The organism is Ottowia sp. (genome assembly GCF_035325765.1).
Classification (GTDB): Bacteria; Pseudomonadota; Gammaproteobacteria; order Burkholderiales; family Burkholderiaceae_C; genus Ottowia.
The window spans coordinates 1-23,937 of sequence record NZ_DAOKZG010000020.1 but is presented as its reverse complement, the minus strand read 5'-3'; the positions used below and the strand labels follow the sequence as shown (position 1 = coordinate 23,937).

At 69.0% G+C, this 23,937-nt stretch carries 18 protein-coding genes; 13 read left to right on the top strand and 5 right to left on the bottom strand.

Going from position 1 to position 23,937, the window contains the following annotated elements; all coding sequences use genetic code 11:
* Positions 1 to 15: 15 nt before the first annotated feature.
* Together PKA16_RS08560 and PKA16_RS08555 are read right to left on the bottom strand one after the other, a co-directional pair.
* Entirely contained in the window at positions 16 to 1,218 is a 1,203-nt protein-coding gene (locus PKA16_RS08560) for a DUF1343 domain-containing protein (RefSeq protein WP_324402295.1), read from the bottom strand.
* On the bottom strand, positions 1,215 to 1,844 hold the full coding sequence (locus tag PKA16_RS08555; RefSeq protein ID WP_324402293.1) for a DOMON-like domain-containing protein: 630 nt from the start codon (positions 1,842 to 1,844) through the stop codon (positions 1,215 to 1,217). Before PKA16_RS08555 ends, PKA16_RS08560 begins: the two co-directional genes overlap by 4 nt.
* A gap of 215 nt (positions 1,845 to 2,059) precedes the next feature.
* On the opposite strand from PKA16_RS08555, the gene PKA16_RS08550 reads away from it, so the two are divergent.
* From PKA16_RS08550 to PKA16_RS08520, 7 genes are all read left to right on the top strand, one after another.
* Positions 2,060 to 2,674: a CHRD domain-containing protein gene (locus PKA16_RS08550; RefSeq protein ID WP_324402292.1), complete on the top strand. Its 615-nt coding sequence runs from the start codon at positions 2,060 to 2,062 to the stop codon at positions 2,672 to 2,674.
* Complete coding sequence (locus PKA16_RS08545; protein WP_324402290.1) at positions 2,671 to 3,156, top strand: CHRD domain-containing protein; 486 nt, start codon at positions 2,671 to 2,673, stop codon at positions 3,154 to 3,156. Before PKA16_RS08550 ends, PKA16_RS08545 begins: the two co-directional genes overlap by 4 nt.
* A 268-nt stretch (positions 3,157 to 3,424) precedes the next feature.
* Entirely contained in the window at positions 3,425 to 4,978 is a 1,554-nt protein-coding gene (locus PKA16_RS08540) for a sodium-dependent transporter (protein ID WP_324402288.1), read from the top strand.
* Positions 4,979 to 5,067: 89 nt separating this feature from the next.
* Positions 5,068 to 5,178, top strand: a complete 111-nt coding sequence (locus PKA16_RS08535) for a methionine/alanine import family NSS transporter small subunit (protein WP_324402286.1) — start codon at positions 5,068 to 5,070, stop codon at positions 5,176 to 5,178.
* 106 nt (positions 5,179 to 5,284) lie between these two features.
* Complete coding sequence (locus PKA16_RS08530; RefSeq protein WP_324402284.1) at positions 5,285 to 5,962, top strand: hypothetical protein; 678 nt, start codon at positions 5,285 to 5,287, stop codon at positions 5,960 to 5,962.
* A 79-nt stretch (positions 5,963 to 6,041) separates the two neighbouring features.
* A complete protein-coding gene (locus tag PKA16_RS08525) occupies positions 6,042 to 7,724 on the top strand; it encodes a formate--tetrahydrofolate ligase (protein ID WP_324402282.1) in 1,683 nt (560 codons plus the stop codon).
* Positions 7,725 to 7,946: 222 nt separating this feature from the next.
* A complete protein-coding gene (locus tag PKA16_RS08520; protein WP_324402280.1) occupies positions 7,947 to 8,336 on the top strand; it encodes a hypothetical protein in 390 nt (129 codons plus the stop codon).
* A 553-nt stretch (positions 8,337 to 8,889) separates the two neighbouring features.
* Here PKA16_RS08520 and rocF read toward each other — a convergent pair.
* The 3 genes from rocF to PKA16_RS08505 form a co-directional block, all read right to left on the bottom strand.
* Positions 8,890 to 9,825 (bottom strand): arginase, encoded by a 936-nt coding sequence (rocF, locus tag PKA16_RS08515; RefSeq protein WP_324402277.1) that lies wholly within the window; start codon positions 9,823 to 9,825, stop codon positions 8,890 to 8,892.
* A gap of 559 nt (positions 9,826 to 10,384) precedes the next feature.
* Complete coding sequence (locus PKA16_RS08510) at positions 10,385 to 11,422, bottom strand: ornithine cyclodeaminase (protein ID WP_324402355.1); 1,038 nt, start codon at positions 11,420 to 11,422, stop codon at positions 10,385 to 10,387.
* 268 nt (positions 11,423 to 11,690) lie between these two features.
* Positions 11,691 to 12,605, bottom strand: coding sequence for a lysoplasmalogenase (locus PKA16_RS08505; protein ID WP_324402276.1), 915 nt, complete (start codon positions 12,603 to 12,605; stop codon positions 11,691 to 11,693).
* Positions 12,606 to 12,943: 338 nt separating this feature from the next.
* On the opposite strand from PKA16_RS08505, the gene PKA16_RS08500 reads away from it, so the two are divergent.
* The 6 genes from PKA16_RS08500 to PKA16_RS08475 all read left to right on the top strand — a co-directional run bounded on the left by PKA16_RS08500 (position 12,944) and on the right by PKA16_RS08475 (position 23,808).
* Positions 12,944 to 13,348, top strand: coding sequence for an Hsp20/alpha crystallin family protein (locus PKA16_RS08500; protein ID WP_324402274.1), 405 nt, complete (start codon positions 12,944 to 12,946; stop codon positions 13,346 to 13,348).
* Positions 13,345 to 15,777 (top strand): endopeptidase La, encoded by a 2,433-nt coding sequence (lon, locus tag PKA16_RS08495; RefSeq protein WP_324402272.1) that lies wholly within the window; start codon positions 13,345 to 13,347, stop codon positions 15,775 to 15,777. Before PKA16_RS08500 ends, lon begins: the two co-directional genes overlap by 4 nt.
* A gap of 120 nt (positions 15,778 to 15,897) precedes the next feature.
* The gene (locus tag PKA16_RS08490) at positions 15,898 to 19,215 is read left to right on the top strand and encodes a site-specific DNA-methyltransferase (RefSeq protein WP_324402270.1); all 3,318 of its coding nucleotides are present in this window, start codon (positions 15,898 to 15,900) and stop codon (positions 19,213 to 19,215) included.
* Between the two features lie 140 nt (positions 19,216 to 19,355).
* The gene (locus PKA16_RS08485; RefSeq protein WP_324402353.1) at positions 19,356 to 20,435 is read left to right on the top strand and encodes an AAA family ATPase; all 1,080 of its coding nucleotides are present in this window, start codon (positions 19,356 to 19,358) and stop codon (positions 20,433 to 20,435) included.
* Positions 20,432 to 20,959 (top strand): hypothetical protein, encoded by a 528-nt coding sequence (locus tag PKA16_RS08480; protein ID WP_324402268.1) that lies wholly within the window; start codon positions 20,432 to 20,434, stop codon positions 20,957 to 20,959. The genes PKA16_RS08485 and PKA16_RS08480 overlap by 4 nt, the downstream gene beginning before the upstream one ends.
* Positions 20,956 to 23,808: a DEAD/DEAH box helicase family protein gene (locus PKA16_RS08475; RefSeq protein ID WP_324402266.1), complete on the top strand. Its 2,853-nt coding sequence runs from the start codon at positions 20,956 to 20,958 to the stop codon at positions 23,806 to 23,808. Before PKA16_RS08480 ends, PKA16_RS08475 begins: the two co-directional genes overlap by 4 nt.
* The last annotated feature ends 129 nt before the right edge of the window (positions 23,809 to 23,937 follow it).

Here is a 23,937-nt window from a genome sequence, read left to right as displayed (position 1 = left end):
GCGCGGCGCGCGAGTTTATTGGTATATCAGGAACGGCGCGCGCGCGTCGGCCCACGCCTGTTCGTCCGCGCGCGCCAGGGCCTCCAGTTCGGCCGGCGTGGCGGCTGGATCGTCCACCCACTCGCGCAGCAGCGGGCCGCCGTTGATGACGTCGATCGCCAGCCGCGCTTCGTATTCGTAGGGGAAGTCGCGCCAGAGCGGGTAGTCCGGTGCCTGCAGACGCAGCGCCTTGAAGGCCAGCGCCAGCAGGCGCCAGGGGCGGAAGGCGACGTGGTCGTAGTGCGTCGCGTCCTCGGTGTGGATCTGCACGCCGCCGCACAGTTGCCCGACGTGCTTGTGGAAGGTGGGTTCGAACCAGCACGCGCGCAGTGCGCAGCCGGCCAGCCAGTCGGGCGCGAGGCGCCGCATGTCGGCCAGCAGGCGGGCCGTGTCCAGGCCCGGCGCGCCAAGCAGCTCCAGCGGGCGCGTCGTGCCGCGGCCTTCGGACAGGGTCGTGCCCTCCAGCATCACGGTGCCGGCGTAGGCGCGCGCCATCCACAGGTTGGGCGCATTCGGGCTGGGGTTGATCCAGGTGCGCTCCAGCGGCCAGCCGTGGCCGGGGGCGGCGTCCGGCTGCCAGCCTTCCAGGGCGATGACGCGGTATTCCAGGTCCAGCCCGAAGTGGGCGATGAACCAATGGCCCAGCTCGCCCAGCGTCAGCCCGTGGCGCATCGGCAGCGGGCCGGCGCCGACGAAGCTCTCCCAGCCGGGGCGCAGCGCCAGGCCTTCCACCGGCCGACCGACCGGATTCGGGCGGTCCAGCACCCACACCGCCTTGCCGTGCGCGGCGGCGGCCTCGAGCACGTAACGCAGCGTGGTGATGAAGGTGTAGATGCGGCAGCCCAGGTCCTGCAGGTCGACCAGCAGCACGTCGAAGCTGGCGAGCATGGCCTCGGTCGGGCGGCGCACCGTGCCGTAGAGGCTGAATACCGGGATGCCCAGCCGCGCGTCGGTGTCGTCGCTCGTCTCGACCATGTTGTCCTGCTTGTCGCCGCGCAGGCCATGCTGCGGTCCGAACGCGGCCGTGAGCCGCAGGTCGGGCAGGCCGGCGAGAGCGTCCAGCGCGTGCGTCAAGTCGCGCGTGACCGAGGCCGGGTGGGCCAGCAGGGCGACGCGCCGGCCCTTCAGCGGCGCGCGCAGCGTCGGGTCGTCGAGGAAGCGTTCGAGGCCGAGTCTCATGGGGTCGTGGCGAGCGCCGGCAGGCCAGCGGTCCAGCCTGCGCGTTGGTGGAAATCGGGCCGGGCGGCGGGGTGCGCCAGGGCCCAGTAGCTTAGCTGGCCGCCGACCTGCTCGATCACCGCGCTCAGGCCGAGCCGATCCGGCGTGCGCGGCAGGCAGGACAGCAGCGCGCGCGGCAGCCAGGCCTCCAGCGCGAGCACGTGCGGGCCACGCGTCCAGCGCAGGCGGGGGGGAGGCACGTGCTGCGTGCCGGCGCGCTCGCGTGGCGCCCGGAACGCGTAGGCCGCCCAGTCGCCCGAGGGGCTGAAGTTGAACTCCAGGTAGGCCGTGTCGCCGGTGCTGCCGACGAAGGCCTCCAGGCAGGTGTGGCGCCAGAGCCCGTCGGCGGCACCGGGCGCGGGGCTGGTCGGCGGCAGGCGCAGCCCGGCCAGTTCGGCCTGCAGCACGTAGCACAGCATCCAGCCGCCACCCGCCGGCGCGGCAGCGACCTGGGCTTGCAGGCGGTGCACTGCCGCGCAGGGCGTGTCCGGATGGGCGACGAGCCGGTGCATGCGCGCGTCGGGTGTGTCCGCCGCATCGGCTGGCGCGGCGCGGCCGGAAGGCGGCAGGGCGGACGGGGGAAACACGGAAGACTTGTGCTGCGGCGCGGGCACGGGAAAAATTCCAGCATAGCAGCCGCGCGCCGTCGCGACGCGGCCGTCGCGATGCGGCAGAGTTGGCGCTTGCGGCCGCGCGCCGCGCACCGCCCGCGGATGCCGCCCCGGCTGCTGCCTACAATCACCCGGCGAAGGCCGGCCCGCGCCGCAGGGGCCGCGCCGCATGATTTGGAAGGAGGCTTTGCATGTCGTCGCTGGTCTGGTTGCGCAAGCATCCCGCATGGTTCGTGCTGGCCGTGGCCTGCCTGGTCACGGCCTGTTCGTCGGTTGATCTCGGTCCCCAGTACAGTCCACCGCCGATTCGCGTGCCCGAACCCTTGCCCGCCGAGCCGGTTCCGGCGCCGGTCAGCACGCCGGTGGTGCAGCCGCAACCCGTGCCGCCGCTGCAACCGGTGCCCCAGGTGCTCCCGCCGGTTGACGCCTCACAGCCCGACAGCAATCTGGTGACCCTGTCCACGCGGCTGGACGGCGCCAGCGCCATACCCCCCGCGCGCAGCGGCGCCACCGGCCAGATCGATGCGCTGTACGACAGCGCGACGCGGAGCCTGCGCTGGAAGGCGAGCTGGTCTGGCTTGTCCGGCGCCATTGTCGGCGTGCAATTCCATGGGCCAGCCTCGGCTGGACAGGTGGCGGCGCCGGTCATGATCTGGCCGGGCCCGTTCGGACCGCGCTACGAGGGCCGCGCCACCTTGACGCTGCAACAAGCCGCTGACCTGCTGGCCGGGCGCTGGTACGTCAATGTCGAGACGCCGGTATATCCGCAGGGTGAGCTGCGCGGCCAGATGCAGGTGGTGCGATGAGTGCGACGCGCAGCCGGGTTGCCGCGGTCCTGCTGGGCACCCTGCTGCTGGCGGGTTGCGCCGCACCGCCGGGGTTTTCGCCTTCGTCCGCGCCGCAGCCGCCCGCCCGCATGCCGGAACTGGCGGCCTTCAGCGCCGATCTGAGGGGGCGCGACGCGGTGCCCGCGAGTCCCAGCGCTGGTCAGGGCCAGCTGGTGGCGGTGCTCAACCGCAACACCGGGCTGCTGCGCTGGAAACTCAGCTTCAGTGGCTTGAGCGGCCCGGTGCAGGGCGCCGCCTTCCACAGCCCGGGCATGAGCGGCGAACTGGCTCCGGTGGTGCTGCGCATGGGGCGCACCGTGCTCAGTCCGTCGGAAGGGCGGGCCGTGCTGACGCCGCGCCAGCGTGCCGACCTGCTGGCTGGCCAGTGGTACGTCAACCTGCCCACGGCGCGCTACCCCGACGGCGAACTGCGCGGGCAACTGGTCGAGCAGCGGCGCTGAGGCAGCGCGACCGAATCCTCGAGCCCGCCTTGCCCACCGGAATCCACCCGCTCGGCGTTGCAGGTACTTGCCGCGGCCTGGGCGGCGGCTGTGCCTTGCGCCTTCACCGGACAGGTTCCGACGGCCGTCTCGGCCACGCCGGGTACACGCGCGGCTGCTGAGCGCGGCGCCAGACCCTGGTGCGGCTTGCGCGCGCAAGGGTTATGTTTGACGGACCTTGCGCGGTACCCCCACAATGGGCTGTCGGGGCCAGTCAGGAGCAGCGGTCATGAGTGCCAACGCGGCGCAGGCGCCTTCCGGCGCACGCGAGACCTTTTCCAGCCGATCGGCGTTCCTTTTCGCTGCCATCGGCTCGGCCGTCGGCCTGGGCAACATCTGGCGCTTCCCCTATGTCGCCTACACCAACGGTGGCGGGGCCTTCATCATTCCCTACCTGGTGGCGCTGCTGACGGCCGGCATTCCGCTGCTGTTCCTGTTCTACGCGATCGGCCACCGCTACCGCTGCGCGCCGCCGCTGGCGTTTCGCCGCCTGCACGGCGGCTCGGAGCTGATCGGCTGGTGGCAGGTGCTGATCTGCTTCGTCATCTGCACCTACTACGCGGCGGTGATCGCCTGGGCCATGGCCTATGTCGGGTTCTCGCTCACCCAGGCCTGGGGCAGCGATCCGGGGGCGTTCTTCATCGGCAGCTTCACCCGCACCAGCAAGGACGTCACCGTCGGCTTCGATTTCGTGCCGGGCGTGCTGGGGCCGATGGCGGTGGCCTGGGTCATCACCATCGCGGTGCTGGCGCTGGGCGTGCAAAAGGGCATCGCGCGCCTGTCCATGGTGTTCATGCCGCTGCTGGTGGTCGCCTTTGCGCTGCTGGTGGTGCAGGCGCTGATGCTGCCGGGTGCCGGCAAGGGGCTGGATGCGCTGTTCACGCCGCACTGGGCCAAGCTGGCCGACGGCTCGATCTGGATGGCCGCCTACGGGCAAATCTTCTTCTCGCTGTCGATCGGCTTCGGCATCATGATCACCTATTCCTCCTACCTGAAGCACAAGTCCGACCTGACCAGCACCGCGCTGGTGGTCGGCTTCAGCAACAGCGCCTTCGAGGTGCTGGCCGGCATCGGCGTGTTCGCCGCGCTCGGCTTCATGGCCACGCAGGCCGGCAAGCCGGTGAGCGAGGTGGCGACGTCGGGCGTGGGGCTGGCCTTCATCGGCTTTCCCGCCATCATCTCCGAGGCGCCATTCGGCACCGTGCTGGGCGTGCTGTTCTTCGCGTCGCTGGTGTTTGCCGGCTTCACCTCGATGGTCAGCATCGTCGAGGTCGTGATCGCCGCCATCACCGACAAGCTCGGCCTGAATCGCGTGTCGGCCACCCTGCTCACGGGCATTCCGTGCGCCGTGATCTCGCTCGCCCTGTTCGCCACCACCACCGGGCTGAACCTGCTGGACGTGGTGGATGCCTTCGTCAACAGCTTCGGCATCGTCGCCGTGTCGCTGGTCATCGTGATCTGGCTCGGCGTGGGGATTGGCTCGCTCCCCATGCTGCGCGACCACCTGAATTCGGTGTCGTCGTTCAAGGTCGGGCGCAAGTGGCAATTGCTGGTCGGTGGCGTGACGCCCGTGATCCTGGGCCATACCCTGATCGAATCGGTCAGCGATCGGCTGCTCAACGGCTACGGCGGCATGCCCGACTGGTTCGTCGGCGTGTTCGGCTGGGGCATGGCGATCGGGCTGGTGGTGCTGGCCTGGCTGCTGGCCCGGATCCCGTGGCGGCCCGGTTCCGTGGGCGACCGCGCGGCGGCGGACGCGGCGCAGCGGCGGGCTGCACCATGATCAGCAGGGCACCCGGCACCACGACGCGCCGCCTCTCCCCGGCGGGCACGCCGCCGGCGCCGGGCCACGGGCACAAGGAGTAGCAGACCATGGAAACCTCAGCGATCGTCATGATGATCGTGGCCATGATCACGATCTGGGGCGGCCTGGTCGCGGCAATCGTGCACCTGGTGCGGCACCCCGAGGAGCCCGACGAATAGGCGGCGCCGGCAGCGAGGCGGCGCGGCCGGCGGTGGTCGGTCCCGCACTGCGGAGATGCGGCGTGGTGGCTATCATGCAGCCCGGCATGACCGGGAGGAGGACTTCATGCAGCAGTCTGTTCTGGATCCGGCGCGGACGGGCGCGCGCCGCACCGTGGCGTGTGCGGCAGGGTTGTTCGGCCTGGCGCTGCTGCCGGCGATGGCCGCGGCGCAGGGCCCGCTGGGGATCTACGCCGGGACGATCGACGTCACCTACAGTGAAAGCAATCGCCTGCGTCGGACGACGCTGAGCGGCGTGGTTCGGATCAAGCTGCCGCTCACCGGTTCGGACGCCAGCTTCGACCGCGCCGACACCGAGGACGCACCCGCCCAGGCCAGCATCAAGCTCATGCAGATGGAGATTTTCGAGACCGCCGGATCGCCCGATTCGGCGGGGCGCATCTACACCGACACCTGCACGCTGAAGGCGCCGATCGAGGTGCCGCTGGAGATGCTGGGCGGCCTGGGCGTGGACAAGAAAAAGAAGACCTACATCATGCACATCCTGCTTGGCAGCAAGGACGATGTCACGCTCGATTGCGTGGAGTCGGTCACCGGCCCGCACAAGCGCAAGGAGGCCGTGCAACTGCTCGTCGGCACCCACGAGGTCGGCACCTTGTTCGCCGGGCTGCCGTTCACCGACGCGGCGCACCTCGCCGCCACGCATTCCATGGTGCCGGGGCCGGGCATGACCTCGAATAACGTCAAGAGCGAGCAGAAGTGGGATCTGCGACTCGAGCGCTGAGTCTGCCCGTCGCGAAGCCGGCCCGCCGACGGGGGCGGGGGTCGAAAGCCGTCCGCGGCCAGCGCCGCACCGCCTGCCCATGACCCAGCACGACCTCGACATCGCGCGCGGCGTCATGCCGCGCCGCATCAGCGAACTGGCGCGCGCGCAGCTCGGCCTCGACCCGGACGCGCTGGTGCCCCACGGCCACGACAAGGCCAAGCTGCCGCTGCCCCTGCTCGAATCGCTCGCGGATCGCCCGGATGGCCGGCTGGTCCTGATGTCGGCCACCAGCCCGACGCCGGCGGGCGAGGGCAAGACCACGGTCGCCATCGGCCTGGCCGATGGGCTGCGCCGGCTTGGGCATCGGCCGGTGCTGGCGCTGCGCGAGCCGTCCATGGGCCCGGTGTTCGGCATGAAGGGCGGCGCCACTGGCGGCGGCCAGGCCCAGCTGCTGCCGATGGAAGACATCAACCTGCACTTCACCGGCGACTTCCATGCGGTGGCGCAGGCGCACAACCTGCTCGCGGCGCTGCTCGACAATCACGTCCAGCACGGCAATGCGCTGGACATCGACGTGCGCCGCATCCACTGGCGCCGCGTGCTCGACATGAACGACCGCGCGCTGCGTCAGCTTGTCACCGGCCTGGGTGGGCCGGCCAATGGCCAGCCGCGCGAGAGCGGCTTCGACATCACGGCGGCCTCGGAGGTCATGGCGATCCTGGGCCTGGCCGACTCGCTGGCTGACCTGAAGGCGCGCCTGGGTCGCATCGTCGTCGCCGAGACGCGCGACCGGCGTCCCGTCACCGCCGCCGACCTGAAGGCCCACGGCGCCATGGCGGTGCTGCTCAGGGACGCCCTGGGACCCAACCTGGTGCAGACGCTGGAGCACACGCCGGCGCTGCTGCACGGCGGACCGTTCGGCAACATCGCGCACGGCTGCAGTTCGGTCCTCGCCACGCGCGCCGCGCTCAAGCTGGGTGACTGGGCCATCACGGAAGCCGGCTTTGGCGCCGACCTGGGCGCCGAGAAATTCGTCGACATCAAGTGCCGCACGGCTGGCTTGCAGCCCAGCGTCGCCGTGCTCGTGACCACCGTGCGCGCGCTCAAGATGCATGGGGGCGTCCCGAAGGAAGAGCTGGCGCGCGAGGACCTGGACGCGCTGCGGCGTGGCCTGGTGAACCTCGAGCGCCACCTGCACATCCTTCGGGAGGTGCTGGGCCTGCCCTGCGTGGTCGCGGCCAACCACTTTGCCGCCGACACCGATGCCGAGCACTGGCTGTTGCGCGAGCGCGTGCAGGCGCTCGGTACCCCGTTGGCCGTCTCGCGCCACTGGGCCGAGGGCGGTGCCGGCGCGCTCGGGCTGGCGCGCGCCGTGATCGCGGCGTGCGAGGGCCGGACGCCCAGCGCGCCGCGCTTCGTCTACGACGCGAGTGATGGCCTGTGGGACAAGTTGCAGCGCATCGCCACCACGGTCTATGGCGCCGCCGGGGTCAGCGCCAGCGCGGCCGCGCGCGCGCGCATCGACCAGCTGCAGGCGGCGGGCTGGGGTCACCTGGCGGTGTGCGTGGCCAAGACGCCCTACAGCTTCTCCGTCGATCCCACGCTGCTGGGTGCGCCCAGCGGCCACGTCCTGCACGTGCGCGAGGCACGCCTGGCGGCCGGCGCCGGCTTCGTCGTGATGGTGTGCGGCGACGTCAATGCGATGCCCGGCCTGCCGGCGCATCCGGCGGCCGAGGGAATCGACCTGGACGCGCTCGGCCAGATCGTCGGCCTGTCCTGAAGGGCCGTCCCGCGGCCCGCCGCCCGGGCAGCAAGGCACCATGCGTGCCGCCCGCGGCGCGGCCGATCGCTCGACCCGGTGCAGGCCACGCACCGTCCGCGATCGCGCCCACGCCGAGACATGTCGGCGCGCCCGTGGACGCCGTTGCCGCCGGCGCAGGCGAAGAGTAAAATTTTTTCGGGTATCTGGCGTTCTTGCTGTGCGTATTGAACGGGGGTCGAGATGAAATCGGCAATACCCTTCCTGTTGTGCAGTGCGGTCCTGCTGGCGGCGTTTCCGGCGCATGCCCAGAAGTGGAACTACCAGACCTATCGCCAGTCAGATGGCCGCCCGAGCACACCCGGCTACATCACGCTGGAAGAGAAGGATGGCGAAGCGATGTTCCAGCTGATTGCGTCCCCAATGCTGGATCCCTGCCTGAATCACGCACTCAAGGCGGACGTCACGCGCACGGACGCGTTGATGACGATCGTGCAGAGGTTCGATCTGCAGGGCTGCATCCCCATGCGCGTCAACGTCAAGCTGGATGGCAGCGGGGGCTACGTCGAGTTCAAGCAGGGCGACAGCTGGCGCAAGAGCCGGTACGATCGCGGCCTGACACTCGTCAAATAAGCGCGCGGGCAAGCCGGCACGGCGCCGCGCGGCTGCCCTGCGCCAGCGGGCGATCCAGTCTACGCGCGACAGGTGCCGCCGAAGCCCGGTGCCAGGGTTCTGCATCGCCTGCTTCGGCCGCTGCAGCGGAACAGGGCCCGCCGCCGGTGCGGCCCTGCCAGGGCACAGCATGTCACGCCGGCATCCGGCGTGGCCAGGGTGCCGGCCATCGGCTCCATCGAGGGATATCGCCAGAGCAGCCTGGATCACGATCGGCATGTTCCGGCTCCGAATTGCCGGCGGATCCGCCATGGCGCGCGTTCGGGTCCGGCCCGGAGGGCTGCACCGCCCGTGTCCGGCACCGGTCTGCCGTCTTTCCAGGTTCGGCCATCGAACCGCGCGCGCAGGGTTCCCAATCGCATGCCTGGGGCGCTGACCGCCGATCGTCGCCGGCGCGTTTGCGATGCGCAAGATGGCGCGCTGACCCGAAGCCAGGCGCGGTCGCCTGACGCAAGCCCGGGTTGACAGCACGGCCCGGTCTTCCTGCTGGCGCAGCTTGCGGCGCCCGGTGCGCTCAGGCAGGGGCCGGCGTGCGCACCAGCGTGCTCTTGCCGAACGCGCTTTCGAGCAGGTCGACCACCAGCTCGGCGGTCTGGTTGCGCATGTCGCGCGCCGGGTTGAGCTCGACCAGATCCAGCGAGCCGAGGCGCCCGGTGTCGGCGATCATCTCCATGCACAGCTGTGCCTCGCGGTAGCTCGGGCCACCACGCACGGGCGTGCCGGTGCCGGGCGCGATGTCAGGATCGAGGAAGTCGACGTCGAAACTCAGGTGCAGATGCGCCTGGCTGCCCGCGAGGCCGCGCAGCGCGCGCTGCATGACCTCGCGCATGCCCAGCTCATCGATGGCGCGCATGTCGTAGACCTCGACGCCGAGCGCGTGCAGGAGCCGCTTCTCGCGCGCATCGACGCTGCGCAGGCCGATCTGGCACAGCGCGTCGGGCGCCAGAGCCGGCACGTCGGTGCCCGCGAGTGCCGTCAGGGCCGCCGGCCCCAGGCCGCACAGGCTGGCCACCGGCATGCCGTGCAGGTTGCCACTGGGCGAGATGTCCGGCGTGTTGCAATCGGCGTGGGCGTCCAGCCACAGCACGCGCAGCGGCCGGTCCTGCTGCCGACAGTGCGCGATCACGGCGCCGATCGAGCCGATCGCCAGGCTGTGGTCGCCGCCCAGCATCAGCGGCAGCTCGCCGGCCGCCAGGGCCTGCGCCACGGCCGCGTGCGTGGCGGCGATCCAGGTGCTGGCCGGCTGCAGGTGGCGCAGCCCATCCGCCGGCGGCTCTTGGGGATTGGGCGGGCCGGCCAGGTTGCCCAGGTCCTGCACGTGGCAGCCGAGCTGCTGCAGCGCCGGCCCGAGCTGGGCCACGCGCAGGGCATCCGGGCCCATCGCGGCGCCGATGCGGCTGGCGCCGATGTCGGTGGGCACGCCGATCAGGCGCAGCGGCGGGTGGTTCATGGCGGGTCGGAACGAGTGTTCGGGCGCGGCAGTGAGGGCCGGCAGCGACGCTCGCCGGATCCGCAGGGCGATGGTGGCGGGATGGGCGCAGGGGGCGGCAAGACTGCCCCGATTGGCCAACTCGATGTTTCTCGCCAAGTGTAGTGCTTCGCCCTGTCCGCTGCTCCCCCGCGCTTCGCACGACCCGCGACGCATGGGTCGATCCTGCTTCGCCGGGTCCCGTGCGCTCCTCGAGGACGAGGGCGCAATATCGGGCAGCGAGTGGCGCCGCGGGGGTGTTTCGCTTCAACCTGGAAACGGCAGTTGGCCGCGTCCGCCAGTGCCGCACTCGGCATGGCAGGCGAGGCGAGAGGACGCGGCAGGCTCGTGCCTGCGAGGACGATGAACGCCGCATGGCGCGGCGAGCGTGGTGCTGGCGGGCGAGTAGCGTGCTCATCCATGTGTGGTGAACGGGAGAGAAGCCACCAACGTCCATGGCCATGCGGGTTTGGAGAAGGTTGCAAGCGGTCAACTGCCGGATTTGGGTTCAATGCCCGGCAGCCTGAAGCACCATGTCGAGCTACCGGGCTTCGCGGATCAGCCGGTACAGGTCCTTCGGGTCGGCCAGCGCCGGCACCAGGTCCAGGGGCTCCAGCATGCCGGCCTCGCGCGCCAGCGCGCGCAGGTGGCGCAGCGCCGAGTAGTCCTCCAGCGCAAAGCCGACCGAATCGAACACCGTGATCTGGGTGTCGGACGTGCGCCCCGGGGCGGCGCCGGTCAGCACCTGCCAGAGTTCCGTGACCGGCGTGTCCGGCGGCAGTTGCTGCAACTCGCCTTCGATGCGCGTCTGCGGCTCGTATTCGACGAAGATCCGGGCGCGTTGCAGCAGTTCGGGTGCGAGCTCGGTCTTGCCGGGGCTGTCGCCGCCGATGGCGTTGATGTGCAGGCCGGGGCGCACGTCGGCGGCGTCGATCACCGCCGCGCGACGCCGCGCGGCGGTGGCCGTGGTCACGATGTCGACGCCCTGCAGTGCCTCCGCGCTGCTGCTGCAGCGTACGATGTCCAGCGGCACGCCGGCATGCGCCAGGTTGTCTGCCAGCTTGCGCATGGCGCCCGCATCGGGGTCGAACACGCGCAGGCGCTCGATACCCAGCACGACGGCAAACGCCAGCGCCTGGAACTCGGCCTGCGAGCCCGCGCCGATCAGCGCCATGCTGCGGCTGCCGGCACGCGCCAGATGGCGCGCCGCCAGCGCCGAGGTCGCGGCAGTGCGCAGCGCGGTGGCCAGGGTCAGGTCGGCCAGCAGCACCGGCATGCCCGTGGCCATCTCGGCCAGCAGGCCAAACGCCATCACCGTCGGCAGGCCCAGGGCGGTGTTGGCCGGGTGGCCGTTGACGTACTTGAAGGCATAGTCCCGCGCGTCCGACACCGGCATCAGTTCGATCACGCCCCGTGCCGAATGGCGCGCCAGGCGAATCGATTTCTCGAACGCCGGCCAGCGCGCGAAATCGGCTTCCAGCGCGGCGCACAGGCCGCGCAGCACGACGTCGGTGCCGGTGCGCGCGATCAACCGTGCCGCCTGGCTGGCGCTGAGGAACTCGGTGCGGATCTGCGGCATCGTGGTCGGGTCTCCGAGCAAGGGCACCCTGCGCGGCGCGTCGAGGTGCCAGGGCGTGCCCAGGCGCAGGCGATCGCGCGCGCGGCCCGGACCAAGGCACATGGATCATCAGCCCACTCTGCCATGTTGCGCCTCGGGGCGCAAACCGCTGCGCGCCGCGCCCGCGCGGGAGCGCATGCGTGCCGTGGCGTTGCCGCGCGACGGCGCGCTCGCGGCGATCGTTGGTCTGGCGGGGTCCGGGCGATCGAAACGATGCGCCGTGCCACCATCAGCCGAGGTCATCCGGGTTGGTGCCGAGCATCCCGTGCACGATCAGCGCCTGGGCGGCGTAGTAGGTCCACAGCACCCACAGCGCGGCCCAGGGCAGGGGCATGACAAAGCGGTTGAGGGCCAGCAGCGCGTCGCTGACCATGAAGCAGCAGGCGCCCAGGGCCACCTGCAGCGCGGCCGCGTCGCGCAACGCTCGCTGGCGTGCCCAGGCCTGGCCCGTCATCAGGGCGATCACCAGCACATAGGCGGCCACCGGCAGCCGCAGCGCTGCCGGCAGGCCGCCCCACCCCAGGACCGCGTACATCGCCGCGCCCGCCGCCAGGGCGAGCAGGACCGCCGGGCGGTGGCCGAACCACGGCACGCCGCGCCCGAACAGCGCGATGTAGAACAGGTGCGCCAGCAGGAAGCTCGCCAGGCCGGGAATGAACTGCCCGTGCAGCATCAGGAACACGTCGCCGGCCAGCGAGGTCAGCAGCGCAGCGGCCAGCAGCAGGAAGGCCGGCCGGCGCCGCGACCCGGTGCCAGCACGCACCGCTCCCGCAGCGACCGCCGCCAGCGCGAAGACCATCGCCGCCGGCTTGGCCAGCAGATGCCATTCACGCAGGCCCAGCGCGCTGGTGGCCGCGGCCAGGGCACCGGCCTGGAGCATGAGCAGCTCCCACGCGCCGATGCGGCCCCGGTGCGCCGCCAGCAGTGCCCACAGGCAGGCCAGCAGCGTGGCCAACCAGACCGCATGGGTGGCGGCCCACGGCGCGCCGCGCGCCGCCAGGAGGAGCGCCACCGCGGCGCCGGAAAGCAGCAGCACCTGGCCGATGCTGAACCAGCGGGGGATGGCGGTCGCCGCCGCGTCCACGCGGCGCGGCGAGGGACTCGGGGTGGTCGAGGGCTTCGGGTGGTGTTCTGGCGCAGGCATCCATTCCTTTCGGGCCAGGCGTGCGGACCGCATGTCGTGCCATGGCGCCGCGTGGACCCGGGTCGCGCCGTGCTTCTGGCCGCGCCCGATTCTGGCCGATCCCGGGCCGGCCGGGCAGCGCCCGCAGGCCCCGGGCCTGCCCGTGGCGCTGGAGCGCGGCTCGACACCTTGAAGTTGCGCGAATTGCCTCGAAGTCAGGATCAGGCCTGGCCAGGCGCCCGGAATCGCCGGGGTGAACCGGGCCGCATCCGAGATCCAGTCCGAACGCCGGGGTGGCTTTTGCACCCGGCAGCACTTCCGAAGCAAAATGATTGCATGCCCTTTTCGCGGAACGCGCCATGAAACGCCACGATGATTCCCCCGACTGGATGTGGTCCAACGCCCTGGCCGCGCTGGATCGCATGGAGCGCCTGCACCGCCATCCGTTCCAACCGCGGCAGACGCCGTCCCTGGGCTGGGAGCCGCCGGCGGACGTGCTCGAGACCGCGCACGAACTGCTCATCTACGTGGCCCTGCCGGGGGTCGACGCACGCGACGTGCGCGCGGTCATCGACCAGGGCGCGCTGGTGGTGAGCGGCCACCGCATCCTGCCGAAAGCGCTGCGCACCGCCGTCATCCACCGCCTGGAGCTGCCGCAGGGCCGCTTCGAGCGCCGCATTCCTCTGCCGCCCGGCCGCTATTCCGCGGCCGATGTGGCGAGCGATCGCGGCTGCCTGGTGATTCGCCTGGAGAAGACGCCATGAGCGAGCCTGACAAGAATACGTCCGACGACAGCGGCATCATCCTGGTCGACGCCAGCGGTCACGCGTTTCCGCGCGAAACCGCGGCGCCGGCCGGCGCGCATGACAAACCGGCCTTGCCGCCCGATGTGCTGCCCATCGTGCCCATGCGCGACACGGTGCTGTTTCCCGGCACGGTGTTTCCGATCACCATCGGCCGTGAAGGCTCGACCCTGGCGGCGCAGCAGGCGCTGCGCGAGGAGCGCCCGATCGGCATCCTGATGCAGCACGATGCCGCCGACGAAGAGGCGACCCCGCAGAACCTGCATGCCGTGGGCACCGTGGCCAACATCCTGCGCTACGTCAACCTGCCCGACGGCAGCCACCATCTGGTGATCCAGGGATTGCAGCGCTTTCGCGTGCTGGAGTACGTGCAGGAGAAGCCCTTCCTGGCCGCGCGCGTCGAGCTCATCGCCGAGCCCGCCGAAGAAGGCTCCGAACTGGCGGCGCGCCTGCTGCACCTGCAGCAGCAGGCCATGGAGGCGCTGCAACTGCTGCCGCAGACGCCGCAGCCGCTGGTCGCCGCCGTGCAGGCCGCCACCGCGGCCGGTGCGCTCGCCGACCTGATCGCCGCGTATTCCGACTTCGAGCCGGCGCAGAAGCAGGAAGTGGTCGAGACCATCGACGTGCTGGCGCGCGCCGACAAGGTGTCGGCACTGCTGGCCGGGCGCATCGAGGTGCTCAAGCTCACGCAGGAAATCGGCCAGCGCACCAAGGCCACGCTGGACGAGAACCAGCGCAAGGCCATCCTGCGCGAGCAGATGGCCTCGATCCAGAAGGCGCTGGGCGAGGACGACGGCAAGTCGGAGGAAGTCGCCGACCTGAAGCAGAAGATCGCCGACGCCGGCATGCCCGACGAGGTGCGCGAAGCGGCCGAGAAGGAACTGCGCCGCTACGAGCGCATGCCCGACGGCGCCATGGAAGCCGGCATGGTGCGCACCTACCTCGACTGGTTGATCGACCTGCCCTGGGCCGAACCCGCGCCGCGCGAGATCGACATCGCGGCGGCGCGCCGGGTGCTGGACGAGGACCACTTCGGCCTCGACAAGATCAAGCAGCGCATCGTCGAGTTCCTGGCGGTGCGCAAGCTGGCGCCGCACGGCAAGGCGCCGATCCTGTGCTTCGTCGGTCCGCCCGGCGTCGGCAAGACCTCGCTGGGCCAGTCGATCGCGCGCGCCATGGACCGGCCCTTTGCCCACGTCAGCCTGGGCGGCGTGCACGACGAGGCCGAGATCCGCGGCCACCGGCGCACCTACATCGGCTCCATGCCGGGCAACATCATCCAGGCCATCCGCAAGGCCAAGGCACGCGACTGCGTGATGATGCTCGACGAGATCGACAAGATGGGCCGCGGCGTCCAGGGCGACCCCTCGGCCGCCATGCTCGAGGTGCTGGATCCGGCACAGAACAACGTGTTTCGCGACAACTACCTGGGCGTGCCGTTCGACCTCAGCCGGGTGGTCTTCATCACCACCGCCAACACGCTCGAGACCATTCCCGGCCCGCTGCGCGACCGCATGGAGATCGTGCAGCTGTCCAGCTACACCGAGAACGAGAAGTTCCAGATCGCGCGCCGCTACCTGGTGCCGCGCGAGCTCGAGGCCAACGGCGTCAGCGCCGCGCAGGTGACGCTGGGCGACGACGTCATCCACGCCATCATCCGCGACTACACGCGCGAGGCCGGCGTGCGCAACCTGCAGCGCGAGATCGGCCGCGTGCTGCGCCACGCCGCGGTGCAGATCGCCGACGGCTCGGCAACGCAGCTCACGATCCAGGCCGACCAGCTGGAGAAGATCCTCGGCCCCAGACGCTTCGAGAACGAAGTCGCCATGCGCACCAGCACCCCCGGCGTTGCCACCGGCATGGCCTGGACCCCGGTGGGCGGCGACATCCTGTTCATCGAGGCCACCAGCTATCCCGGCAAGGGCGGCCTGATCCTGACTGGCCAGCTCGGCGACGTGATGAAGGAAAGCGCCCAGGCCGCGTTCTCGGTCGTCAAGCACCGCGCGCACGAGCTCGGCATCGACGAGGCGCAGCTGGCGAAGATCGACATCCACGTCCACGTGCCCGAAGGCGCCACGCCCAAGGACGGCCCTAGCGCCGGCGTTGCCATGTTCACCGCGCTGGTCTCTCTGCTGACGGGCCGCAACGTGCGCAGCGACACCGCCATGACCGGCGAAATCAGCCTGCGCGGCCTGGTGCTGCCGATCGGCGGCGTGAAGGAAAAGGTCATCGCCGCCGACGCCGCCGGCATCACCCGCGTCATGCTGCCCAAACGCAACCAGCGCGACTTCGAGGAAATCCCCGAGGAGGTGCGCCAGCGGCTGGAGTTCATCTGGCTGGAGCGCGTGGACGAGGCGATCGCGGCGGCGCTGGAGCCGGGGCCGGCATAAGGCCAGCGGTGCGAACCGGCGGCCAAGTGCCAAGCCCTGACCGCTAGGCTGGCGCGTATTTCGCGCCTGGTCGGCCCTGCTATAAACCCCTGATATCCAGACCTGAGGGGGACGGGGCGTATGTCCGACCAACGTCAGCAACAGTTCCAGGCGCTGTTGCTCGATCTGCTGCCCGCAGACCACAGCACCATCGGCAACGGCGCGCTGCTGGCGCAGTTTCTGGCCGCTGCGCCCGGTGCCAGCCGGGACGACTTCCAGCACGCGCGCGAGGCGCTGGTCGCCGCCGGCCTGGCCGTCAAGGGCAAGGGCCGTGGCGGCTCTACCGCGCGCGCCACCGGCAGCCGGCGGCCCGACTTCGCGCTCGACGCGCCCGCGCCAGCAGCTACTCCAGCACCGGCACCAGTGCCGCGCAAGACCGCCGCGCGCAAGACTGCCGCCCCCGCCGCCGACGGCGCCCAGGTGCTGGCCTACCGCCACGCCGACCGGCGCAAGAACAACCCCGAAGTCGGCCTGGTCAACGCCGACACCGACCCCGACCAGCCCAAAACCCGCTGGGCCTACGACCCGCACCTGGACCCGGCGCTGCAATTCGACAGCGCGCGTGCCCAGGCCGAAACGCTGATCGCCGACGCCCTGGCCAGCGACGACCCCGCCGCCATGCGCCACGCCCTGCAAAGCCTGCAGCGCATGGGCGCGCCCTGGCTGCAATGGGCTGGCAAGGCCGAGCGCACCAGCTTCGAGGTGGACACCGTCAGCCTGCACGTGCACGAACGCATCGACGCGCTCAGCATCCTGGCCAGCGTGGCCAAGCGCCAGAACACTTCTGAAAAAGGAGCTGCCAACGCAATCGGGGCGGGCGCTGCAGGCCAAAAACGCTCAAAACCCGCGTTCCAGCCCGGCCTGTTCGAAGCGCCGTTCGAGAGCGTGCCGCTGCGCGACGCGGTGGACTTCTACAAGCACGAGCGCGGCTGGGCCAATCGCCTGGTGGCCGGCGACAGCCTGCTGGTGATGAACAGCCTGATCCACAAGGAAGGCATGGCCGGGCAGGTGCAGATGATCTACATCGACCCGCCCTACGGCATCAAGTACGGCAGCAACTTCCAACCCTTCGTGGGCAAGCGCGACGTCAAGGACCGCGCCGACGCCGACCTGACGCAAGAGCCCGAAATGATCAAGGCGTTTCGGGACACCTGGGAGCTGGGCATCCACTCCTACCTCACCTATCTGCGCGACCGGTTGCTGCTGGCGCGCGAGCTGCTCAGCGAGACGGGCAGCGTGTTTGTGCAGATTTCGGATGAGAACCTGCACCATGTGCGGGAGATTATGGATGAGGTGTTTGGCTGTGCCAACTTTGTCGGGATCGTTTCGTTCAGGAAGACGACCGGGCAGTCCGGTGATTTTTTGCCTGATACTAATGATTATCTGGTTTGGTACGGTAAAGATGCGAAGCGAACGACTTATCACGTTCTGCATCAGGAGAGAGCCGGGTTCAACTGGGTCAATTACGACTACGTTGCCGACTCGCGCGGAGTTCATCGAAAGATGACGCGGCAGGAGCGGGTGGAACCGGAGCGCTACGTTCCTTCTGACTCCAAGATCTACCGTCGTTCACCATTGACTTCTGCGTCCAGCAGCGAGGCAACCTTGCAGCCCGTGGAGTTTCGTGGGCAAACGTTCCAGCCAGGAAAAGGGGGATGGAAAACGAATTTGTCGGGGTTCGACCGTTTAGCGAAATCTCAACGTTTGGAAAGCTATGGCGTAACTTTGTCATTCAGGCGTTACGTCGGAGACTTCCCGTATTTTCCATACTCAAACGCGTGGACTGATACAGCAAGTGGCGGTTACGGCGCAGATAAGGTTTACGTGGTGCAGACGAACGAGAAAGTGATCGAACGCTGCATGCTCATGACCACCGACCCCGGCGACTTGGTGCTGGATCCCACCTGCGGATCGGGCACCACGGCCTACGTCGCCGAGAAATGGGGCCGGCGCTGGATTACCTGCGACACCTCGCGCGTGGCCATCACGCTGGCCAAGCAGCGGCTGATGACGGCCAGCTTCGACTACTTTGCCCTGCGCTACCCGCACGAGGGGCTCAAGGGCGGCTTCATCTACAAGACCGTGCCGCACGTCACGCTGAAAGGCATTGCCAACAATGCCGAGATCGACGCGATTTACGAGCGCCTGCACCCGGCCATCGCCGCCGCGTTGGCCGATCTGAATGCCGCCCTCAAGGTGCACGCCCCCGCCGCGCCCTACGCGGTGACCGAGGGCGCGCGCAAGGGCCAGAAGCTGGTGCTGGGCTTGCAAGGGCAGGATTTGCAGGAATGGGAAGTGCCGTCTGACGCGCCCGCCGACTGGAGCGCCGCGCTGCACGCACCACTGGCCGCCTTTCACGCCGCGCGTCAGAAGATGCAGGCCGAGATGGACCGCAGCATTGCCGCCAACGCTGACACCGAAACGCTGTACGACCAACCCGAGTGCGACCGGACCCGGCTGCGCGTGAGCGGTCCGTTCACGGTGGAGGCCGTGCCCTCGCCCACCGTGCTATCGATCGAGGAGTTGCCAGCGCAAGCCAGTCAAACGCCAGAGGCCGATGCCAGCATTGCCCGCAGCGGCCATACCAGCCGCCAGGCGGCGTGGCGCGACGAGCTTCTGAAAACCGGCATCCGCGGCAAGGGCGGGCAGATGCTGCGCTTTGCCGAGCTGGAGGTGCTGCCCGGCACGCTGTACCTGCACGCCAGCGGCCAGCTCGACAGCGGCGAGCGCGTGGTGGTGAGCTTTGGTCCGGAGCACGGCGCGCTGGAGCAGCGCCAGGTGGAGCGCGCGCTGGACGAGATGGAGACGCTTCGCCCAAGCCCGAAGTTCATCGTTTTCTGTGCCTTTGCCTTCGACCCCGAGGCGGCCAAGGATATTGACAACGTTCGATGGGCCGGCGTGACTCTGCTGAAGGCGCAAATGAACACTGACCTGCTGACCGAAGACCTGAAGAAGGCGCGCGCCAGCAACCAGAGCTTCTGGCTGATGGGCCAGCCCGACGTGGAATTGCGCCCGGCACAGGACAGCAAGGGCGATGACGGCCTGTGGCAAGTGGAGGTGCACGGCTTCGACTATTTCGACACCGTGCACGGCACGCTGGTCTCGGGCGGCAAGGGCAAGATTGCCGCCTGGCAGCTCGACACCGACTACGACGGGCGCAGCCTGTTTCCGCACCAGGTGTTCTTCCCGATGGCGGGCGCCGGCGAGGGCTGGATGAAGTTGAAGAAGGACATTCGCGCCGAGCTGGACGAAGACGCGCTGGCGCAGTTTGCCGGCACGGTGTCGCTGCCCTTTGCCGCAGGCGAAAACCGAACCGTGGCGGTGAAGATCGTCGATGACCGGGGCATCGAGTCGCTGAAGGTGATGCGGCTGCCCACAGCCTCGCAAGGAGAAGCATGATGGCCAAGCGCAAGCTGCATCGGCTGCAAATGGAGCAGGTGGGGCCGATCCACTCGGCCGACGTGACGTTTGGCGACCTGACGGTAATCGTCGGGCCGCAGGCCACGGGCAAGAGCATCTTCTTGCAGACGCTCAAGTTGGTGCTGGACCGCGATGCGATCCACGACGTCTTTCGCCACCACAACGTGGTGTTTGGCGGCGACGCAGGCGCCTTTCTGGGCGGCTATTTCGGCAAGGGCATGGCCGCCGCCTGGAAGGACGGGCACTCTGAGCTGCGCTGGGATGGCAAAAGCCTCACACTGCCTGGTCTGGCCAAGTCCAGCACGGCCAAGGATCGCAGCGAGAAACTGTTCTTCATCCCGGCGCAGCGGGTGATGAGCCTGGCCAGCGGCGTGACACAGAACTTCGGCCAGTTCAACTACGGCGACCCCTACACGCTGCGCTATTTCAGCGACGCGGTGCACGACCTGCTGCAAAACGAGTTCGGCGCCAAGGGCGAGTTGTTTCCGCAAGCCAACCGCCTGAATGCCACGCTGCGCGAGCCCATTACCGAGCACCTGTATGGCAAGGCCCATCTGGCGGTGGATGACAAGGATTTCACCAAGCGGCTGGTGCTGAACGTGCCTGGGCACGCCGAAGGCTTGCCCTTCACGGCCTGGTCGGCAGGCCAGCGCGAATTCACGCCGCTGCTGCTGGGCCTGTACTGGCTGTGCCCGGCGGGCGGCATATCGCGGCGCGACGCCATCGAATGGGTGGTGGTGGAAGAGCCGGAAATGGGCCTGCATCCACAGGCCATAGAAGCTGTGTTGCTGCTGGTGCTGGAGCTGATGCGCCGGGGTTACCGGGTGGTTCTGTCCACGCATTCGCCGGTGGTCCTGGACCTGGTCTGGGCGCTGCAGGAGTTCAGGCAGTTGGGCGGCACCGAGGCCGATGTGCGCAAGCTGTTGCGCCTGAAGGCCACGTCTTACGCCAAGGAGCTGGGCGCGGCGGTACTCGACAAGGATCTGCGCGTGTACTTCTTCAACCGCGACAACGAGGTCAAGGACATCTCGAAACTGAGCCCCAGCGCCGAGGAAGCCGCCGAAGCCGAATGGGGCGGGCTGGTGGGTTTCGCCAGCCGCACCGGCGACGTGGTGGCCGAGGTGGTGAACCGAGCCGAGTCGCGGCCGCGCCGCACGCGTCGCTCAAAACCTGCCGCCGAAGCAACGAGGGCGCAATGAGCCGCGCGCGTCCACGCGGTCAACCTGCAACGGCAGGCATTTTCTCGGCATTTGAGCAGGCCGCTGGCGCGGCTGCGCTGCAATGCAAACGGGGCAAGCAGGCCGTGGCCAACCGCTGTCAGGATCAGGTGCAGGCGAAGTCGGCCAGCATGCAGTTCACCGCCAGTGTGGATATGGACGCGGCGTTTGCTCAGGCGGAGCCCAATGCCCACCGCTGGGACTACGGCCTGGGCCTGCGGCTACGCGGGGGCGCGGAATTTGCCGTGTGGGTGGAACCGCATCCGGCGGCCAGCACTCGCGAAGTCAAGGTGGTGCTGGTCAAGCTGGACTGGCTGCAGGCCAAATTGCGGCAACCCGAGTTTTCGGCGTTGCAAGACCTGACCGAGGTTTGCGCACATCAGGGTTGGCCGCGTTTTCATTGGCTGGCAACCGGCCGTGTCACCCTGCACCCCGGCAGCCGCGAAGCGCGCATGTTGGCGCAGCGCGGCATGAAGCTGCCCACGAGCCGAGTGGTGATCGGATGAGTGCCCCTGTTTCTCTCATCATCAATTCGGCCTTCAGTGAGCCGCAGCAGCATTGGGTGGAAAACCCCGACCGCACGCTGCGCCTTGAACCCACGCGCCGCCCGGCGGGCTACGAGATCATCGACACGCGCGAGAATACGCGCCGCATGGTGTTGCTGCCGCTGGTGGACCTGATCCGCGAGCGCGTGCGCCAGTGGCGCCAGGACGGCTGGCCCGGGACGACTGCGGTGACACGGGGACTGCTGGAGCATTGGTGGGACGAGGACAAGGTATCGCGCAGGCAGTGGCCGTTCTACTTCTGTCAGCTGGAGGCGGTGGAAACGCTGATCTGGCACCTGGAAGCGCTGCCCGAGTACCGCCAGGGCATCCACATCGAGGGCGACGGCGGGCCGTTCGAGCGCCTGTGCAACAAGATGGCCACGGGCAGTGGCAAGACCACGGTGATGGCCATGATCATCACCTGGCAGGTGCTCAACGCGCTGACCTACCCAAAGTCGCCGCGCCGGTATTCGAGCGCCATCTTCGTGGTAGCGCCGGGGCTGACGGTGAAGGCGCGGTTGCAGGTCCTGCTGCCGGGGCACGAGAGCAACTACTACGACCAGTTCGAACTGTGCCCGTCCGAGGCCCTGCGGCAAAAGCTCAACCGCGCCGAGGTGCTGATCGAGAACTGGCACACGCTGATGCCGTTGAAGGAGCCCCAGCGCTCAGTGGTTAAAAAAGGCGCCGAGAGCGACGAGGCGTTTACCCGCCGCGTGCTTGGGCGATTGGCAGGCTGCAAGAACCTGGTCGTGATCAATGACGAGGCGCACCACGCCTATCGCAAGCCGGCCGATATCAAAGTGAGCAAGGCCGAGGCCGAGGCGCTGGGGCTGGATCTGGAGGAGGCCACGCGCTGGATCGAGGGGCTGGATCGTCTGCACAAGACGCGCCGCATTGCGCGTTGCTACGACCTGTCGGCCACGCCGTTCGCGCCCACGGGCCGCAGCAACACCGAGGCGGGGCTGTTTGCCTGGGTGGTGTCGGATTTTGGCCTGAACGACGCTATCGAAGCCGGGCTGGTGAAGACGCCGCGCGTGGTGGTGCGCGACGACGCCCTGCCCGATGCGCAGACGCTACGCTCCAAGCTCTATCACCTCTATCGCGAGGCCGAGGTGGCGCAGGACCTGAACCGCAAGGCCGAGCCGCAGGAGCCGTTGCCGGCGCTGGTGCAGCAGGCCTACACCTTGTTGGGCGCCGACTGGCGTGCCACGGCGGCCGACTGGGCGGCGCAGGGTCACCATTCGCCGCCCGTGATGCTGACGGTGTGTAACCGCACCGAGACGGCAGCGCGGGTGGAGCACTACTTCAACCAGGGCCACGCCCAATGGAGCGAGCTGCATGCGCCCGCACGCACGCTGCGCGTGGATTCAAAGGTGCTGGAAAGGGCCGAAGTGGGCGAAGCGGCGGCCAGCGACAAGGACTACGACGCGCGGCTGCGGGCCATCGTGCAGTCGGCGCCGATCGACGCACAGCAGCGCCAGCGCTGGCTGACGCCGGGCGTGAAGAAGGAAGAGCTGCTGCGCGAACTGGTGGATACCGTGGGCAAGCCCGGCCGCATCGGCCAGGGGCTGCAGAACGTTGTGTCGGTGGCCATGCTGTCGGAGGGCTGGGACGCCAAGACGGTGACGCACATCATGGGGCTGCGCGCCTTCACCAGCCAGTTGCTGTGCGAGCAGGTGATCGGGCGTGGCCTGCGACGGGTGGCGTATGACATCGACCCGGCGACCGGCCTGTACGAGCCGGAATACGTGAACGTGTTCGGCGTTCCGCTGTCGGTGGCCATTCAACCCGGTGATGGCGGCACGCCGCCGCCACCGCCCAAGCCCAGCGTGCAGATCCGGTCGCTGCCCGAGCGCAATGCACTGGAAATTCGCTGGCCGAACATCCTGCGCATCGACCAGGTGGTGCGCCCCGAGCTGGCGGTGCAATGGAGCCAGCTCGCGCCGCTGACCATTGACCCGGCGCAGGTGGCACTGAGCGCCGACATCGCGCCGGCGCTCGGCGGAGCTGCGGACTGGAGCCAGATCGTCACCATCGATCTGGAGCGCTTGCCGGATGAATTTCGCCAGCAGCGGCTGGTCTTCAAGGCGGCGCAAAAGGCCTTTGAGCAGTTGCAGCACCAGTTCAAGGGGCAGCGTGAATACCTGCTGCTGCAACTGGTGCGGCTGGTGGAGGCTTTTCTCGCGTCGGAGAAGATCGTCATCCCGTCGCTGTTCCACCAGGACCCATTGCGTCGGCGCATCCTGCTGTCGCTGTACATGGACGCCATCGTGGCGCACCTGATGCAGCACGTGATCGAGCAGAGCACGCTGCGGCTGGAGGCGGTGTTCGACACCGAGCGCCCGATGGGCAGCACGCGCGACATGCGCACCTGGTACACCACGCGCGTGGCCGAACCGACGCTGCGCAGCCAGATCAGCCACATCGTGGTGGACAGCGGCTGGGAGAAGTTCGCGGCCAACGTGTGCGAAACCCATCCCGACGTGGCAGCCTGGGCCAAGAACGACCACCTGGGTTTTCAGGTGCTGTACCTGTGGAATGGCAGCAAGCGCAAGTACATCCCGGATTTCTTGATCCGCCTGAAGTCAGGCAAGACGCTGGTGCTGGAGATCAAGGGCGAGGATTCGGCACAAGACCAGGCTAAGCGGCGCGCACTGAACCAGTGGGTGCAGGCAGTCAACGCACATGGCGGCTTTGGGGCCTGGGCGTGGGATGTGGTGGTGGGCAGCGCAGCCGGTCTGCAGGATACGATTGCACGCCATGTGTCCGATGCATCCGATGCAGATACGGAAATGGCCCCGAAGGCGTGAAATCCTTGGTCAACGCGATTGGCATCCGCCCGCAGAAGGCTGTTCTGGGTCGTTATTTCATTCCTCTTCTTTCACCCGGTACTGCCCCGCCAGCTGCTGCTGCACCTGCGGCGGCACCACCTCGTAGTG